At 47.1% G+C, this 17,792-nt stretch carries 8 protein-coding genes; 6 read left to right on the top strand and 2 right to left on the bottom strand.

What is annotated here, in order from left to right; translation table 11 throughout:
• The first annotated feature begins 946 nt into the window (after positions 1-946).
• The 4 genes from NDI52_RS29475 to NDI52_RS29490 all read left to right on the top strand — a co-directional run bounded on the left by NDI52_RS29475 (position 947) and on the right by NDI52_RS29490 (position 13,770).
• The gene (locus NDI52_RS29475) at positions 947-1,189 is read left to right on the top strand and encodes a helix-turn-helix transcriptional regulator (protein ID WP_199330792.1); all 243 of its coding nucleotides are present in this window, start codon (positions 947-949) and stop codon (positions 1,187-1,189) included.
• A 4-nt stretch (positions 1,190-1,193) separates the two neighbouring features.
• Complete coding sequence (locus tag NDI52_RS29480; RefSeq protein ID WP_348256837.1) at positions 1,194-7,331, top strand: PAS domain S-box protein; 6,138 nt, start codon at positions 1,194-1,196, stop codon at positions 7,329-7,331.
• A gap of 371 nt (positions 7,332-7,702) precedes the next feature.
• On the top strand, positions 7,703-13,021 hold the full coding sequence (locus NDI52_RS29485) for an ATP-binding sensor histidine kinase (protein WP_190769853.1): 5,319 nt from the start codon (positions 7,703-7,705) through the stop codon (positions 13,019-13,021).
• A gap of 524 nt (positions 13,022-13,545) precedes the next feature.
• Positions 13,546-13,770, top strand: a complete 225-nt coding sequence (locus NDI52_RS29490; protein ID WP_348256838.1) for a hypothetical protein — start codon at positions 13,546-13,548, stop codon at positions 13,768-13,770.
• 1,449 nt (positions 13,771-15,219) lie between these two features.
• Here NDI52_RS29490 and NDI52_RS29495 read toward each other — a convergent pair.
• Positions 15,220-15,612: a hypothetical protein gene (locus NDI52_RS29495; RefSeq protein WP_348256839.1), complete on the bottom strand. Its 393-nt coding sequence runs from the start codon at positions 15,610-15,612 to the stop codon at positions 15,220-15,222.
• Positions 15,613-15,892: 280 nt separating this feature from the next.
• Here NDI52_RS29495 and NDI52_RS29500 point away from each other — a divergent pair, with 280 nt between their 5' ends.
• Both NDI52_RS29500 and NDI52_RS29505 read left to right on the top strand, forming a co-directional pair.
• The gene (locus NDI52_RS29500; RefSeq protein WP_348256840.1) at positions 15,893-16,117 is read left to right on the top strand and encodes a hypothetical protein; all 225 of its coding nucleotides are present in this window, start codon (positions 15,893-15,895) and stop codon (positions 16,115-16,117) included.
• 111 nt (positions 16,118-16,228) lie between these two features.
• Complete coding sequence (locus NDI52_RS29505) at positions 16,229-16,807, top strand: HAD family hydrolase (protein WP_348256841.1); 579 nt, start codon at positions 16,229-16,231, stop codon at positions 16,805-16,807.
• Positions 16,808-17,171: 364 nt separating this feature from the next.
• Here the strand turns inward: NDI52_RS29505 and NDI52_RS29510 are convergent, their stop codons facing one another.
• Positions 17,172-17,540 (bottom strand): hypothetical protein, encoded by a 369-nt coding sequence (locus NDI52_RS29510; RefSeq protein ID WP_348256842.1) that lies wholly within the window; start codon positions 17,538-17,540, stop codon positions 17,172-17,174.
• Between the last annotated feature and the right edge of the window lie 252 nt (positions 17,541-17,792).

Below are 17,792 nucleotides of genomic sequence, written 5' to 3' on the forward strand. Positions count from 1 at the left end.
GGAAACATGCTGAGTGACAGATGGCTTGAGCCGCTTGATGGGACGACTGTCACGAGCGGTTCTGAGGGGAGGGGGACACGGTGACGTGTTCCCTCTTACCCGACTTGCTGTCATGAGATGCAATTAGACCAAATTCAAGGCATGAAACAACACAATCACGTTAAGCAATAGGGATTGATTGGGGATAAGCCTAAAATTATTAAGCCTAATTGCATCTCATGACAGCAACCCTTCAAGCGCCCCTCTTTGGCCTGCTTGAAGCGAAGCTGTCACCAGATGCAATTAGCCCTAATTCGGAGCCTGAAACAACGCAAACTCGTTGCTTAATTGAGGCTAATTTGGAAAATAATAGATTTTTCTAGTACAAGATAACTGTACTCAAACCTATATTCCATAATGGTTTCAGCCTAATTGCACTTCATGACAGCTTCGCTTCAAGCAGGCCACTAAGGGCGTGTTTAAGCAGGCGGCGGCTGAGGCGTATTTGAGGGCGATCGGCGAGGATTAAAGTTTGTAGGATCGCGGGTGCGATTCGTTCCTGCGATCCGGATCTGCGTTTACCGACAGTATTTCACTCTCTAGTTGACGATAAGCAATAGTGCTACTTAGAGCTGTAACCCAGACATAATCAGCGTTCGTAGCAACTTTGGGTGCCTCAAAAAGAATCAATTTTACGAGTTTTAAAGCAGAAACTTTCAACTGAATGAGCCACTGAAGTTATCCAACGTTCTCTGCTATTTGCTCTTCATTAGTAACTAGAACTTTGTGTAACTTGTTCAGCGAAAATAACTAAGTGAAAGGTTCGCCATCCTCATTCTCGATATGCTTTGCTAGGAAATGTTTTCTTACTTCCGGCAGATTGCCAAAAAGAATACTCCCACCGAAAGTACTATATAGCTCTATATACCTCCTGGCTGGGATGCTTCTCAAACCGAAACAGCGTTGGATGCAGCAACCTGAGATCGGCAACTTGGTGCGGGAACTACGCTGCACCATGCAGCTATCGCAGGAGAAGTTTGCTGATGAACTGGGCATGACCTTTGCCACGATTAACCGTTGGGAAAATGGGCATGCTACACCCTCACCCCTGGCGCTCAAGCAAATTGATACTCTCTTGAGTCTCTTAGGAGAGCAAGGTGAGGCACTACGAGTCAAGTACTCCCAGAAGGCGACAGAGGGGAGGAGGTGAAATCGTGGTAACGTCTGAAGAGATTTTTGTCGGCGGCGGTGAAATGGGGGTACTCATGCGATCGCTCGATTGGTCGCAAACACCACTGGGTCCCGCTGAAACCTGGTCACAGAGCTTACGCACCTCACTCAGCATTTGTCTGATGTCCCGATTCCCAATCCTAATTTGGTGGGGACCAGAACTGGTGATGCTCTACAACGATGCCTATCGTCCGATCTTGGGTGCAACCAAGCATCCGAAAGCGCTGGGGCAAAGAGGAGCAGAGTGTTGGCAAGAAGGGTGGTCAGTGACTGGACCCATGCTAGAGGGGGTGCTGGCAACCCAACAGTCAACCCAGTCAGATGATCAACTCCTTGTGCTGAGTCGCAACGGATATCTTGAGGAATGTTACTTCACCTTTTCCTACAGTCCCATTCCAGATGAAACAGGGCAAGTCGGTGGTGTGTTTACCGCCGTGACCGAAACCACTGCACGAGTCATCAGTGAGCGCCGCCTGAAAACCTTGCGAGACCTGGCAGGCTCGACGACAAAGGCAAAGACTATTACTGAAGCTTGCTGTCTTGCCACCCAAACCCTGACCCACAATCCCTACGATGTTCCATTTGCTCTGTTGTATTTAGTGAAGGAGGGCAACCAGGCAGACTTAGTTAGCACAGTAGGCATTGAGGCAGGGACAGCTGCCAGTCCTCACACGGTTGACCTAACTGGAACAACAGACTCGTGGAATTTAAACCAGGTAAAAGCAACGGGTCAGCCCCAATGGATTGAAAATTTAACCTCCCGGTTTGGGGAGACCCTTCCTCAGGGCGTTTGGTCAGAAGCTCCCAGAACGGCTTTCGTGATGCCGATCGCCCAATTGGGACAGAAAGAGCAGTTAGCAGGACTATTGGTGCTAGGGATTAGTCCTCGAAGAGCATTTGACCAGGAATATCATGACTTTTTTGGCTTAGTTGCAAGCAACATCACAACGGCAATTACTGAAGCCCAGACGTACGAAGCAGAACGAAAACGTGCTGAATCCTTACAAGAAGCGGAAGCAGTTTATCAACACGTTAATCAAATTCTGGAATGCATAACGGATGCGTTTGTCACATTCGATCGCCAGTGGTGTTATACCTATGCAAACCCTGCTGCGCTGCAACTGCTGCAGAAGTCTCCCGAAGAGCTACTTGGCAAAAATGTTTGGCAGGTATTTCCTGGCGAGGTGGGTGGACTCACCTACCGAGAATTGCACCGAGCGTTGGAAGAACAGGTTTCTGTCTCATGGGAAGAGTTTGGTGAACCTGTTCAACAATGGTTGGAGGTCAGGGCTTATCCTTCACCTGGGGGAGTTGCAGTCTATTTTCAAGATATTAGCGATCGCAAACGAATTGAAGAGGAGTTACGCAAGAGCGAACAGCAATTGCGAAGCGCGATCGAAGTTGCTCGATTTTCGCCCTATGAATGGAATCCGGTGACGGATGAACTCATTTGGGATGCTCGATTGAAAGCGATGTGGGGGTTAGCACCGGATGCCGAGGTAAATTTAGCCGTCCATAATGCTGGACTCCATCCTGAAGACCGCGAGTATGTCGAACAACAGGCTGCAAAAGCAATTGCCCCCAATGGAGATGGCATCTTTGAGGCTGAATTTCGTGTCATTGGCATTGAGGACAGGATTGAGCGTTGGATCTTGGCTCGCGGACAAACGTTGTTTGATGCTGAGCGTCGTCCTATTTATTACGTGGGTGCAGCACAGGATATTAGCGATCGCAAACGGGCTGAAGCTGCTCTCCGCGAGAGTGAAGAACGCTTTCGGGTGCTGGCGGATTGTGCCCCATCGCTGATCTGGCTGAACGGTGCAGATGGAGGTTGCGAATTCGTCAATCAAGCTTACTTAGACTTCTTTGGCAAAACGTTAGAAGAGATTCAAGGATTTGGCTGGCAGGTTGACCTGCATCCCGATGACGCAGAACCGTATGTTTCTGCTTACTTGGAGGCACTTCAGGAGCACAAACCCTTCCAGGCAAAGGTTCGAGTCAAACGAGCAGATGGGCAATATCGCTGGCTTGACTGCTATGCTGCGCCACGGTTCAGCAATTCTGGAGACCTGCTGGGCTATGTCGGAACCAGCTTTGACATCACGGATCGCAGGCAGACTGAGGAAGCCTTGCGCGAAAGCGAGGAGCGGTTCCGCACACTGGCAGCTACAGTTCCCCAACTGATCTGGACAGCGACGCATGAGGGCAATGTAGACTACCTGAGCAACCAATGGGCAGACTACATCGGACTGCCTCCAGAACAGTCTTACGATTGGGACTGGCAACAGGTGGTTCACCCCGATGATCTGCCAAATACTTTACGTGACTGGGCACACAGCCTTCAGTCATGTGAGCCGCTAGAAATTCAACATCGCTTTCGCTACCGCACCGGAGAATGGCGTTGGCAACTGGTACGCGGCATCCCCGTCAAAGATGCAACTGGACAAGTGACAAAATGGGTCGGAACCTGCACAGACATTCATGACAGCAAGCTGCGGGAGCAAGATACGCAGTTTTTGTCTGACCTGAGTGAAGTGATTCGCACCAGCGACAGTGCCGCTCACCTGATGACAATGGCTAATGAAATGATTGGGCGGTATTTGCAGCTCAAGCGATGCTACTTTGCTCAAACCGATGAGGCAAACGATCGCGCCTGGATCACCAGCGATTACCATACCTCGCTGCCGTCGCTTGTGGGTGAGCACCGCCTTTCTCACTACCCGCCTTTCGTTCTGGATTTGCTGCGATCGGGGCAACTCCAGGTTTCTAACGACAACAAACACGATCCGCGCACCGCCGATTGTTATGCGACTGTTTACGAACCCCTCGCAATTCGCGCTCACGTCGTTGTGCCATTCTTTATGGACGGTCGCTGGGCAGTGAATCTCATTGCTGCAACCAATGAGCCCAGGCAATGGCAAGAACGTGAAATCAATCTGCTGGAAACAGCGGCAGAACGGGTCTGGTTAGCCGTCGAAAAGCTGCGATCAGAAGTGGCTTTGCGTGAGAGTGAAGATCGCTATCGGGCACTCACCGAGCTATCCCCGCAACTGGTGTTTATGAGCCGACCCGATGGCTTCATCACCTATGTCAATCAGTGGGGGTTAGACTTCACTGGGCGATCGCTTTCAGAGTTCCAGGGCAACGGCTGGTCCGAGTTCATTCATCCAGAGTATCGCGATCGCGCTTACGAGACTTGGATGACCGCAACGAGCAATGTTTCCGACTACGACATTGAGATTCCGTTTCGTCATGCCAATGGGGAGTATCGCTGGCTCTATGCTCGCGCCCTGCCTGTGACCAATGACGTTAGTGAGATTGAGTATTGGATTGGAGTTGCCATTGATATCACCGATCGCAAATATGCTGAAGCCGCCTTGCGCGAAAGTGAGGAACGGTTGAGATTTGCAATGGAAGCTGCTCAAATGGGCAGTTGGGACTTAGATATCAGGACTGGAAAGTTAATTTGGTCAGAACAGTATTTCAAAGTGCTAGGGTATGAACCCATTGAGAATCGGGAAGCCAGTTATGAGATGTGGAGTAGTCGAGTTCATCCCGATGATCGAGAATTGGTTCTGCAAAAGTGGCAACAGTCCAAGCTAAACCATCAGCTTTACCGAACAGAATACCGAGTCATTCGAGCTGATAGTGGAGAGATTGCCTGGGTAGCTTCCTTAGGAAGTTTCACCTATGACGAAACAGGACAGCCCATTCGAGCACTTGGGGTTGTGTTTGATATTACCGATCGCAAACAGATGGATGCAGCCTTACGAGAAAGCCTTGCCATCCTTAATACCGTAAACGAAGTGACTCCCACCCTGATTTACATCAAGGATCGTCAAAGACGATTACAGATGGTAAATCCAGCCACAGCTCGCTTACTGGGCAAATCCGTTGCAGAGCTGATCGGCAAAACAGAAGTAGATTACCTCGGACCAGAAGACGCCGCTCAAATAGCAGAGAACGATTGTCGCGTTATGGAAAGCGGACAGGTCATTACTTTTGAGGAATTGGTCGTTGTGCCAGAAGGAAACCGAATATTTCTTTCAGCTAAAGCGCCCTATCGGGATGAACAGGGCAATATCATCGGATTGATTGGAGTTTCCACTGACATCACCGATCGCAAACAAGCCGAAGCCACCTTGCAAGAAAGTGAGCGGCGTTTCCGTCGTCTCGTGGAATCCAATATGTTTGGTGTTGCCTTTGGTGACTTTACAGGTGGCTTTCATTACGTCAATGATTATTTTCTTCAGATGATTGGTTACACTCGCGAAGAACTTGAGACGGGGCAGGTGAAATGGATGGATATTAACCCGCCTGAGTTTTTGCCACTCGATGAACAGGCAGCAGTAGAACTCAGAACGAAGGGAACCGCAACTCCCTTTGAGAAAGAATATATTCGCAAAGATGGTACGAGGGTGCCCATACTCATCGGGTTAGCGCTACTCCAGGAACCTTACGATCAGCAACAAGACATCATTGCCTTTTATGTAAATCTGAGCGATCTTAAACAAGCAGAACTGGCGTTACGCGAAAGTGAAGCACTTGCCAGGACTCATGCCGAAGAATTGGAAACGCTGATGGAAGTTGTTCCAGTTGGCATTTGGCTAGCCCATGACCCTGACTGTCACCAAGTAACGGTAAACCGAGCTGCTTACAAATTGATGCGCGCGGAACCGGGTGAGCCAACAACTGCCACCCCTACTGATGGCATCTATCCCCTCAAATTTAAGCTACAGCGCGATGGAGAAGACATTCTAGCAGAAGAGCTTTCCTTACAAAAGGCAGGGCGCACAGGCCAGGAAGTCATACAGGAAGCCGAACTCGTATTTGAGGATGGCGTCGTGCATTACATGTATGGACGAGCCGTGCCACTACGAGATGAAGTGGGTAACGTTCGTGGGGTGATTGGAGCTTACGTAGACATTAGCGATCGCAAGCAAGCTGAGGTCGAACGCGAACAGCTATTGGCACGGGAGCAAGCAGCACGGGAAGCGGCTGAGGCTGCCAACCGCGTCAAAGATGAGTTTTTGGCAGTGTTATCTCACGAGTTGCGATCGCCCCTGAACCCAATTCTCGGTTGGTCTGGGCTGCTACTGAATGGCAAACTAGATGAGTCAAAAACCAAGCAAGCCCTAGCAACCATTGAACGAAACGCCAAACTGCAATCTGAGTTAATTGAAGATTTGCTTGATGTCTCCCGGATTCTACAAGGCAAATTGAGCCTAGCCGTTAGCTCGGTTAACTTAGCACCAACGATTCAAGCTGCGATCGAAACGGTGCGACTAGCAGCAGAAGCCAAGTCAATTGCGATCAAGACAAGGTTAAATCCCGAAATAGGATTGGTTTCAGGTGACTCAACCCGATTACAGCAAGTTGTATGGAACTTACTATCGAATGCTGTTAAATTTACTCCGACCGGCGGGCAGGTTATGGTTCAATTGGAGCAAGTTAATACTCATGCTCAAATTACTGTTTGCGATACTGGAAAAGGTATTTCGGCTGACTTTCTTCCTTATGTATTTGATTATTTCCGTCAAGCGGATAGTACAACCACTCGTAAGTTTGGTGGGTTAGGGTTAGGGCTAGCGATCGTACGGCACTTAGTTGAATTGCATGGTGGAACCGTAAGCGTTGACAGTCCCGGAGAAGGACAGGGCACGACTTTTACCGTTCGACTGCCACTGATGGTAACGCCATCAAAACTGAACCAGCACGAACCATTGCATGAGCACCCCCCTGATTTAAGTGGCATCCGCATCTTAGTAGTAGATGATGAGATCGATGCACGAGACTTGCTCGTGTTTTTACTGGAACAGCAGGGGGCACAGATGATTGCTGCAACTTCAGCCCACGAAGCGCTCCTACTTTTAACTCAATCCTTGCCAGATATCTTGATCAGCGATATTGGCATGCCTGGTATGGATGGCTATATGCTGATCCAGCAGGTGAGAGAACTCGCACCTGAACAAGGAGGGCAAATCCCGGCGATTGCTCTCACGGCTTATGCTGGAGAGATCAATCAGCAACAGGCGTTAGCAGCAGGATTCCAAGAACACATTTCTAAACCAATAGAAGCAGAAAAATTGATTCATGTAATTTCTAGCTTGATAAGAGCTTAGAGCACTAACTCTTCCATTGGGCAAGAAGGGCTGTATAATGCCAAATCATTTGCTCATTCACATTTCGGCTCAAAAGTGTAAATTTCCAGTAATTCTTCGCCCAAAGGGCCAAGCTCTCCTTGTTATTTGTGAACTACTGTTTACCACTCCAAAAGCTTTCAAAAGTCTGGCTTAGCTAAATTTCATTCCTTGGTTGGATTGCGAAAGTGATGGGTCTAATCAGATCTTAGTATAAGATCTCCTCTTCAAAGTTAGGAGTTAAAGACTTCAACCTGGGTGTTCTAATTGCCTGAAATAACGATCGTAAATTGCCTTCAAACTATTCTTATAATCCTTGTCCATAGTGACTGATTCTTTTAGTAACAAAAATCATGATCGGTATTTCAGGCTTTAAGGTTGAAGGTATTATTCATCAAAGCCTGCACACTATTGTTTATTGTGGCTATCGTGAGCAGGATAAAGTACCCGTTGTCATTAAAGCGCTTAAAACAGAATACCCCACCCATAAAGAAATCGCCAGGTTGCGACATGAATACGATATTGTTAAACATTTAGATATCCCTGGTGTTCGTAGGGCCTATGCTCTCCTTGACTGCAGTAATGGTATTGCCCTGGTCTCAGAAGACTTTGGGGCAACGCCACTATCTGAGTTTCTTGCCGATCAACCGTTAGCTATTCCTCAGTTTCTTAGGGTTGCAATCGCCTTGACTGAAACGTTGGGACTTCTGCATCAGAACAACATTATTCACAAAGATATTAAGCCACAGAATATTATTCTTAACCCTACTACAGGGGAAATCCAAATTATCGACTTTGGAATTTCTACCCGATTACCTCGAGAAAACCAAAGCTCTGGCAGCCCCCGCGTTCTGGAAGGTACCCTTGCTTACATCTCGCCCGAACAAACTGGGCGGATGAACCGCTTGATCGACTACCGTACCGACTTCTATTCCCTCGGCATCACTTTCTATGAAATGCTGACCGGACGCACTCCCTTCATTAGCAACGACCCACTAGAACTCGTTCACTGCCACATTGCAAGGGTTCCACCGCCACCGACACAATTCAATCCGAAAATTCCCACTGTTTTGTCCGCTATCGTTCTCAAGCTAATGGCTAAAACTGCTGAGGAGCGCTATCAAAGTGCTCAGGGACTAAAAGCGGACTTGGAGGAATGCCTCCGTCAATGGGAAATTCAAGGAACGATCACCAATTTCCCCCTAGCTCAATTTGACATTGCTGATCGCCTGGAAATTGCCCAGAAGCTCTACGGACGGGATGCGGAGGCCACTCTGCTCATGAATGCCTTTGAACGTATCACACAGGGTCAGTCCGAGTTGATGCTGGTCTATGGCTACTCTGGGGTCGGCAAATCTTCCCTAATTCATGAAATCCACAAACCCTTGGTGCAAACTCGTGGCTACTTTATCAGTGGTAAGTTTGACCAGCTTCAACGCAGTATTCCCTATGGTTCTGTCATCCAGGCGTTTCAAGATTTAGTACAACAATTGCTAACGGAAAATGAAGCCCAAATGCAGGGTTGGAAAACAAAGCTGTTGAACGCTTTGGGCAGCAATGGACAAGTAGTTGTGGATGTAATTCCGGCGATCGAATTGATTATCGGGAAGCAACCACCTATGCCAGAGTTGCCACTTGCGGAAGCCCAAAACCGCTTTAACTCAGTAATTCAAAAATTTGTGCGCGTCTTTGCCCAGGCAGAGCATCCCCTTGTTTGGTTCCTGGATGATTTGCAGTGGGCTGACTCAGCCACCTTAAAGCTCATTCAAGTCTTGACAACTGATTTGACCAGTCAACATTTGTTGTTGATCGGAGCTTACCGTGACAATGAGGTGAGTTCATCACACCCTCTGATGCTAATGCTGGATCAGATTGAGAAGAACAAAGGCATTGTCAATCGTCTTTGTTTGCAACCCTTGGTTCAAGCCGATCTCAATCAGCTCACTGCTGATACCCTCAAGTGTGACATCGTTTCATCCGAGCCGTTAGCTGAACTTATTTTCAACAAAACTCAAGGTAACCCTTTCTTCGCAGCCGAGTTTCTCAAATACATTTACCAGGAAAATTTTCTGTGCTATGACTATGCTCAATGCTCTTGGCAGTGGCAGTTGGATCAAATTCGAGAACTCGATGCTACAGACAATGTGATCGATCTGATGACACGCAAAGTGCAACGGTTGCAAACTCAAACTCAACAGATTTTGAAATTAGCTGCTTGCATTGGGAACCAATTTGATTTGCGAACATTAGCGATCGTCAACCAACAATCCCCAACAAAAACTGCGGACGGATTATGGGAAGCTGTAGTCGCAGGGTTAGTTTTACCAATTGGAGAAAGCTATAAGTGGATAGACAACATTGAGCATTCAGAGGATATCAACGTTCGTTATAAGTTTCTACATGATCGCGTGCAGCAAGCGATTTATGCTCTAATTCCTGAGAATGAGAAAAAAAAGACTCATTTGAGTATTGGTCGTTTGATGCTTAAAGATACACAGGAAGAGCTATTGGAGAAGCAATTATTTAATATTGTCAATCAACTTAATATTGGCTTGAACCTCATTGATGATTTGCAAGACAGAATTCATTTAGCTCAACTAAATTTAAAAGCTGGACAGAAGGCAAAACTATCGGCTGCCTATGACGCAGCAATCGCCTATTTACAGACCGGATTTAAATTGTTGCCCAATAATTGCTGGGACACCTGCTATTCACTAGCGTTTTCTCTGCATCTGGGACTTTCTGAATGTGCTTGTGTAGCAGGGCAATTGGCATTGTCAGAACAACTTGTGGATATTGCGCTGTCCCATGCCAAAACTAAATTGGAACAAGCGAAAGTTTATAGCGTAAAGATGCTTGTCCACACAGACGCAAATCGTATTAGTGATGTGTTAGAAACAGGTAGATCAGCACTCAACTTATTTGGTTGTGATTTTCCCCTTGATCCTGAACCATTGCAAGCAACTGTTCAACAAGAGCTTGCTCAAATACAGCTTAACCTAGCAGGTTTACAAATCTCTGAACTGATCGATCTACCAGAAATCAGTGATCCAGAGGTATTAGCCGTATTGATTGTGTTGCGGGATATGACGGTTGCAACCTATCGAATGAGTCCAACAATGTTGGCGTTAGTTGCAGTCAGAACCGTGGATTTAGTTTTGCAATTCGGCATAGCGAGTGTGGCTGCCCTTGGCATTAGTGCGTATGCCGTGATTAGTTGTGCTGCGTTAGGAGATATTCAGACAGGTTACGAGTTTGGTCGGCTCGCAATGGCGATCGCGGATAAGTACAACGATGCCCAGATGAAATGCAAGAGTTGCTTTCCATTTGGTGCCATGATCAACCACTGGAAACAACCCATGCAGACGAGTTCGCCCTACTTAATCAAGTCCTACCAAAATGGTTTAGAAGTGGGCGACTTCGGCTTTGCTAGCTTTGCTGTGTTGCACATTATTTGGCGACTGCTAGAAACGGGAGTTTTTTTGGATAACGTGTACGATGAAGTTCAAAAATACAAGGACTTCCTAAAGCGGCATAAAGACCCAACCACAAACTATCTCTATACTGGACAATGCCAGGCGATATTGAGTCTTAAGGGTGAAGAACAGTCTCAATTCAATTTAGAACTAACTGATGAACCTTGCGATCAAACGAGACTGCTAGAATATTGTCGTGCTCAGGAAGAGGCTAGCAATTTACAGTTCTACTATGTGGAGCGATTGAGGGTACTCTACTTTCTAGAGCGTTATCACGAGGCAAGAGAGTTAGGCGAGGCAACCGCTGAAACGATTTTAAATCTCTTACCCGGACAAGTGGTTGTCACTGAACATTGCTTCTATTATACCCTGGTGCTTACCGCCCTTTATGCTGATTTGCCCCAGGAAGAGCAACAACCCACTCAACAGATTTTGCTTCGTAATCAGGAGCGAATGAAACGGTGGTCAGATGATTGCCCTCATAACTTCCTGTACAAGTACTACTTGATGTCAGCAGAAGTGGCTCGACTTGAGGAGAAAGACCACCTTGCATGGGATCTATACGACCAAGCGATTCAAGCTGCCTATGATTGCCAGTTCGCTCATCACGAAGCCTTGGGGAACGAATTAGCCGGGAAATTTTATTTATCTAAGGGTAAGAACAAGATTGCCAAAGCTTACTTACAAGACGCTCGCTTAGGTTACCTCAAGTGGGGGGCAACAGCAAAGGTCAAGTTGTTAGATGAACATTATGGGTCTTTGCTAGCCATTAGCTTGGATTCTCAGTACTTTACGGAGCCAAATGATACGCTGGCGGTAGTGTCAACATCTTCCACTGATGCTGAAAAGCTAGATTTAATGACAGTCATCAAGGCATCTCAAGCTTTGTCGGGAGAAATTGTTCTCAATAATTTGCTTGATAAGCTGCTGCGGATTGTCACCGAGAATGCGGGTGCTCAGAGGGGTGCCTTTGTCCTGAACAAGGATGATAAATGGGTGATTGAAGCTGAGGCAACACTAGCAGAGCAAGCTTCTATTCAATCCGTTCCTTTAGAAGAGAGCCAATCACTGCCTATCAGCGTGATTAACTATGTTAGACACACCAAACAACCATTAGTGCTGCATAATGCCCACTCTGAGAAAAAGTTTAAGACAGACCCCTATGTGGTGCAGCATCAGCCGAAGTCTGTGCTATGTCTGCCTGTCATTCATCAAGGTAAATTAACGGGCATCTTGTATTTGGAGAATAATTTGAGTTCTGGGGTATTTACGCGCGATCGTATTGAGCTACTCAATCTACTCACAACCCAGGTTTCTATCTCGATCGACAATGCCCAACTGTATGAGACAGCGCAACTCGACCGAGCTGCTAGCGAAGCAGCACGACGTGAAGCAGAATCCGCAAATCGCCTCAAAGACGAGTTTTTGGCCGTCCTGTCTCACGAATTACGAACACCGCTTAATCCAATTTTGGGTTGGACCAGAATGCTACGCAGTCAACAGCTAGATGCAACCAAAACTAATCAAGCGTTGGAAACGATCGAACGTAATGCCAAATTGCAAGCGCGATTGATCGAAGACCTGTTAGATGTGTCCAGCATCTTGCAAGGAAAAATGGCCTTGAACATTGCACCTGTAAATCTGACAACTATCATCGAAGCGGCTTTAGAAACTGTACGTTTGGCGGCTGAAGAAAAACAGCTTGATATTCAAACCAGACTAAGTTTTATTTCGGGAAGTATCTTGGGCGATGCAAACCGTCTCCAACAGATTGTTTGGAACCTGCTTTCTAATGCTGTGAAGTTTACCCCGTCCGGTGGTCAAATCGAGGTGAGATTGGAACAGTTTGGGAATCAAGAATGGGCAATGAGGAATCGGGAAATGCTGTATCAATCCCCAACCCTCAAATTCCAATCCCCAACCTATGCTCAAATCACCATTACTGACACTGGAAGGGGTATTTCTCCAGATTTCCTACCCCATATATTTGATTATTTCCGCCAAGAAGACAGTACCACAACCCGACGATTCGGAGGCTTAGGATTGGGGCTCGCGATCGTACGTCAGTTGGTTGAATTACATGAAGGAACGATTCAGGCTGAAAGTCAAGGGGAAGGTCAGGGAGCAACGTTCATAGTTCGACTGCCGCTGGTGTCAAATACTCCCCTGTTGAATCAAGGTGGTTGCTCAAAATAGCCAATCGGTCTGAGATGAGGTAAGAACCGGAATATGTCAACAAGAATGAGACAGAGTAGAGCGAGAAAAGTGTTGTTGCTGTGAATAGACGGGTTGCAACCGGGGAATTAATCCAAGCCTGAGCCGGAACGGCAGGGGGCAGAGGCAGGATTAATTCAATGTGATATTAGGCCTACTTGAAGGGGTGCGATGTAGAAAGTCGAGTGTTTGAGGATTAACTTTAATCCTCAAACACTCGACTTTCTACATCGCACCCCTTCAATCATCCCTAATAGCGACAAGAGGCGAACCCGACTATTGGGATTGTGCCATGGAGGGTTGATGCGCTGAGGCTACCGAGGGCGATCACCCTACGCTCTTGCTTTTGCCCATGAAAAACCCGCGTCGCCTGTGAGTGCAACGCGGGGGAATCAAAACTTACGAACCTAGATTGTGCCATACAGAGCGATCGCCAAACAAAAAAAGCCGCCATCAGATGAAGGCGGGCAAGTGGAAATAGATATGGGTGAATTGTCGCACGGGAAGTGATTGCCAAGCCCAAAGCCCAACTGCCAAGAACAGATGTAGGGCTGTTGGGCAGCAATTTATTTGTCCTTAACTCTAGCGTCTATCCCTTTGATCTCATTCCACCCACTCATATAAAGCCACGGGATTATCCTCTCGTGGCTCCGGGTATGTCTTTCCCTGATCCTCCTACCCTTGTTCAGCTCGCCCCTACAGCGAAAACACCAGAGCACTGGTGGCAATAACCGAGGCGGGTAAGTGAAGGTGCAGTAGAGCAAAAGAAAGCCACCCATGAGGTGACAAAGGGGTGGCCATTCAGGAATGCAATGATTGGGTAAGTTTCTGTCCTAGTCCTCAGCAGTCTCGCAGCAGTCTCGCAGCGATCGCCATTCATGTCTTGCCAATCTGCCAACAAAAAGCCCACCTCGAATAGCAGGAAGGCGGGTTTTAGTCCGTGATTATTCAATTTAGATTATCCTCTGGAAGGGATGGTAAGAAAGGTCGCCTAGGATACAAGGCTATAGAAACGCGATCGCCAACAAAAAACCGCCGATAGACTACGGCGGCACCTCGAGGTTTCCGTAACATTTCAATCAGTTTCTCAGCGATCGCGACTGTTTATCATCCTTCCAAAAGAAGGCTTTTGTTAAAGCTCAACAAAAAGCCGCCGGTAGACCACGGCAGCACGAGACTTTGTCAGTGTTGATAGTCTGCAGTGTTTTTCTCTAGTCACATCTTCCATAAAGATGAGTTCATTCTAGATAGGATAATCACCCCTTTTCCACAGGAAAGACCCGCGTTCGTTGAATTTGGTACAGCCGCGGGTCGGGTGCTAATGCTGAATTGTGTCATGAGAGATGGCAAGCTTTGTCCACCTGCAGAGCGATTTGAGGGCGATCGATAACATCACACCCTTGGACCTGAAATGCCCAGTAAAAAAGCCCTACCAATTTAGAGAAGCTTGGCAGGGACGTGAAAGAGTTTATTCCATACATCCTCTCACTGTGCTTCCAATAGCTTCTACAGCAGATCCATCAGCACACCCGCTGTAACGGTCGAGGAAATAGGTAGGGATGCGGATTGATGGCAACCGCTCAACAAAAGGCCACCGAGGTGGAAGTAGCGGCTAACAACAATTCGTTGACGTAGAGATTGGCATGCTTTCCTTCAGGAAACTTCTATCCAAGGAAAAACTGGTAATGGAACCCAACAAAAGCCCGTATCCTGCAAGGCAATACGGGCGACAATCAAGAGCGGCTTGGATTGTGGCATGAGGCGATCGCCTCAGGTTGGGCATCGAGTGCGATCGCTCTCCTTCAAGCACTACGAACAAATTTGGGAATCCTAAAAATGTCCTTGGGTAACAGGGATAACAAACAGGGGCGATCGCTGGGTTGGGAACCTCAGCAATCGCTTCTCCTTAAAAGGGCTGAAAAGCCAGAGGGCACTAGCAGGACAGCAGGGCAACTCACTTGAGGTAGAAGGAAAGTTGCCGCTGGGGCTGGTTGAAATAAGCCAGGAAATTGCCCCATGATTGGTCAATCTCTTTGTCTAGGAGAATCAAGGCGATCGCAGTCAAACCACACACCATGCGATCGCCTTCCTACCCAGCAGGTGATCTTCACGTCCGGCGACGATTGAATTGAACGGTCAAACCACTGCATACTGGAGAAGTCCTCGCGAGCGAGCGGGCATCAGGAGACGGTTGCCGAGGGCAAACTAGGCGATCGCTCTCCCTCGTAGAATTGCGGTTGTGGGTACGGTATCGGTGCGGTGAGTACCGGAGAGAAAGCTTTGGTAACAATGATGAAGGTCTTGCCGTCCTTTTCCTCTAGGCGCTCACCAAAGTCAGGGCAAAAAAACATTCTTTCCAGCGACACCCCTACATCACAGGATCTGAGCTCTGTATTGGAGTCAGATTGGAAAAGTTTGGTAGCAATCTCGCTCAAAACATCCTCGGTAGAAACGAACATATGGGCTCGCTCATCGCTGGCTTTTGCCCTAACGCATTGCAGCAATTCATTAATGGAGGCTTGTCCTGAGCCTAAGTCCTTACTACTTTCACCAGCCTGCAAGAGCAATTTCAAGGTTCCTCCAGTATTTCAGCTTCCTGATTAGTTGGTAGTAATTCACCCATAGTTTTTAGAGAAACAGAATTGCCCTATTCTTCACAGCATCGAGGACTGGTTTGAAATCAAAAGTCATGACGATTAAGGCTCTCTGGTAACAGCACAAAAAAGGGCGATCGCTGTTCATAAAAGTAAAAACTTAATTAAACTTACTCTAAAGAGTATTAAGCTATTGTCACAAAGGGAAAAATAAGGCAATCAGACATTTGCCGACAGAAAAAAGAAGGAACGCTCGTTCGTGGCTAACAATTTCGATGCTCAACGTGAGATCTGGACCTCAATCTATGCCAATCAAATTCCTGAAGACCTAAGGGCCCGGTTTGAAGCCCTACTGGCAGAGTCAACACCAAAAGCAGCAGAAAGCCTCCGAAACGTGATGGCGATTGAATACGAGTATGCAGGGCTTACCGGGGCGATCGCCTATGTTGACCGGGTAGAGGCAAGTCGATTGAACAAAGACTGACATAACACAAGGATATTCACGCCGTGTTCACCCCATTCCATAATCACCACGCGAGCACTTGATAGTATTTCAAGGAGCATTCTTAGAGAGCTACATGAGGTAATCGTACCCATGCATAAACTCCTCATTCTGGATAAAGAGGGAGCTATCACGGTCCCTAAATCAGGAGCTAAGTTCGTTCAAAATCCGACTGACCAAAAACTACTGCCAAGAACAAAGGAAACGATCGCGCGCTACGCAACGGATGGGTGGAAGATCGCGATTGTCTCCAACCAATGTGAGGTCGCAGCAGGGCACAAGACGCTGAAGGATGCCATTCAGGAGATGAGCTATTGTCTTTTTCTAATCGATTACTCCTCACTGATGTATGCCTACTTCTGTCCAGATTTTGAAGGTCGAGAATGCTATCAAGTGGGATGGGAACCGAAAGTAAATCAACCGACTCCCTGCGTGTATGAAGTTAGATATAAGCACGTCCACGCCTACTGTCGTCATTTGGTTGGGTCTTTTAGAAAGCCAGGACCAGGGATGATTGAAGCGGTAAGCTTCTTTCACGCTAATGAACCGCCACTGATTCTGTTTGTCAGTGATCGGGCTGAAGATAAGGCAGCAGCTAAATCGGCTGGAGCATACTTCCTATCCTCAGAAGAGTGGAGAGGCGATAGATCCTCAGTCTGGACAATGAAATGATAGTGTGATTGCCTTTAGTGGAAAATCGCATCCTAACGGGGTTAATGAAAACACTAAATCCACAAAAGATAAATCATTATGAAATCCTGCATAGTACTGATAATGCAGTGGAAAAAATCGAGAACTTTAGCCTGTTCTAGATCTTAGGAATCACATTGAAGTAAATTGGTGAGCACACCCATCATCACCAAAAGCCCGGAAGAGCCCAAGTTAATTGGCGCTCAATACTTTTCATTCTTACAATATAAAATTAAGAAACCTGATGGAAAAGGTAATTTACACCGGGTCGTGGGGGCTACGGCATTTTTGTTTGTTGGCGATTGCCCCTCTGTAACCCGCCGGTTAAATTCTTTGTTATCCCAAATTATTGAGTCGCACCACTCGTAGAATTACCCCGTAATTCCTCCACCCAGAACTCATCTTCGGGAAACACTGTTCGAAAGACGTTTCGAACTTCCTCCTGGTTATTTTTGTTCTCAGTCAACCTCCTAAACAATTCTCTTTTCCGGGCATCATCCAGTTGTTGAAGACTAGATACACCACTATTTGCTTGTTCAACTTGGCTTCTAAGTTGTTGTACTTGGCTCTGAATCTCATCAACTTTGGGAGTAAGCTGAGTGTTTTGATAGGCAACCCAGCTAGCTGTCACAACAGAAAAGGCACTAAAAATAGTCGGAAGTAAAGTTTTTAATGTCAATGGACGTTGAGTAGACGATGTGCTCTGGTTCTCCATATTCTTTTTCCTCCTCGACACCTAGTAAAGAAAACGGATTGAGTATAAGACTAGACACAATCATCCACCTCTACTGAGAGGCACAAAGTTTTTTCAAGATGCCTGATTGTTGATGAACCTTAGCTGCGCTACTGGCACTTCTTTATAAAAGATTGCTGCACCTGAGGAGTCCTGGTGGAAGTGTTAGGTGGAAAACATGATGCTTTCCTCCTCGTACTACGAAATTGTGGATAGACAGATGATTCAAAGCAC

The sequence above is a fragment of the Leptolyngbya sp. PL-A3 genome (assembly GCF_039962325.1).
Taxonomy (GTDB): domain Bacteria; phylum Cyanobacteriota; class Cyanobacteriia; order Elainellales; family Elainellaceae; genus Vacuolonema.

Coding starts and splice junctions, on each gene's coding strand:
- NDI52_RS29505 (WP_348256841.1), top strand. CDS start 16,229: ATGCATAAACTCCTCATTCTGGATAAAGAGGGAGCTATCACGGTCCCT.
- NDI52_RS29475 (WP_199330792.1), top strand. CDS start 947: ATGCAGCAACCTGAGATCGGCAACTTGGTGCGGGAACTACGCTGCACC.
- NDI52_RS29510 (WP_348256842.1), bottom strand. CDS start 17,540: ATGGAGAACCAGAGCACATCGTCTACTCAACGTCCATTGACATTAAAA.
- NDI52_RS29485 (WP_190769853.1), top strand. CDS start 7,703: ATGATCGGTATTTCAGGCTTTAAGGTTGAAGGTATTATTCATCAAAGC.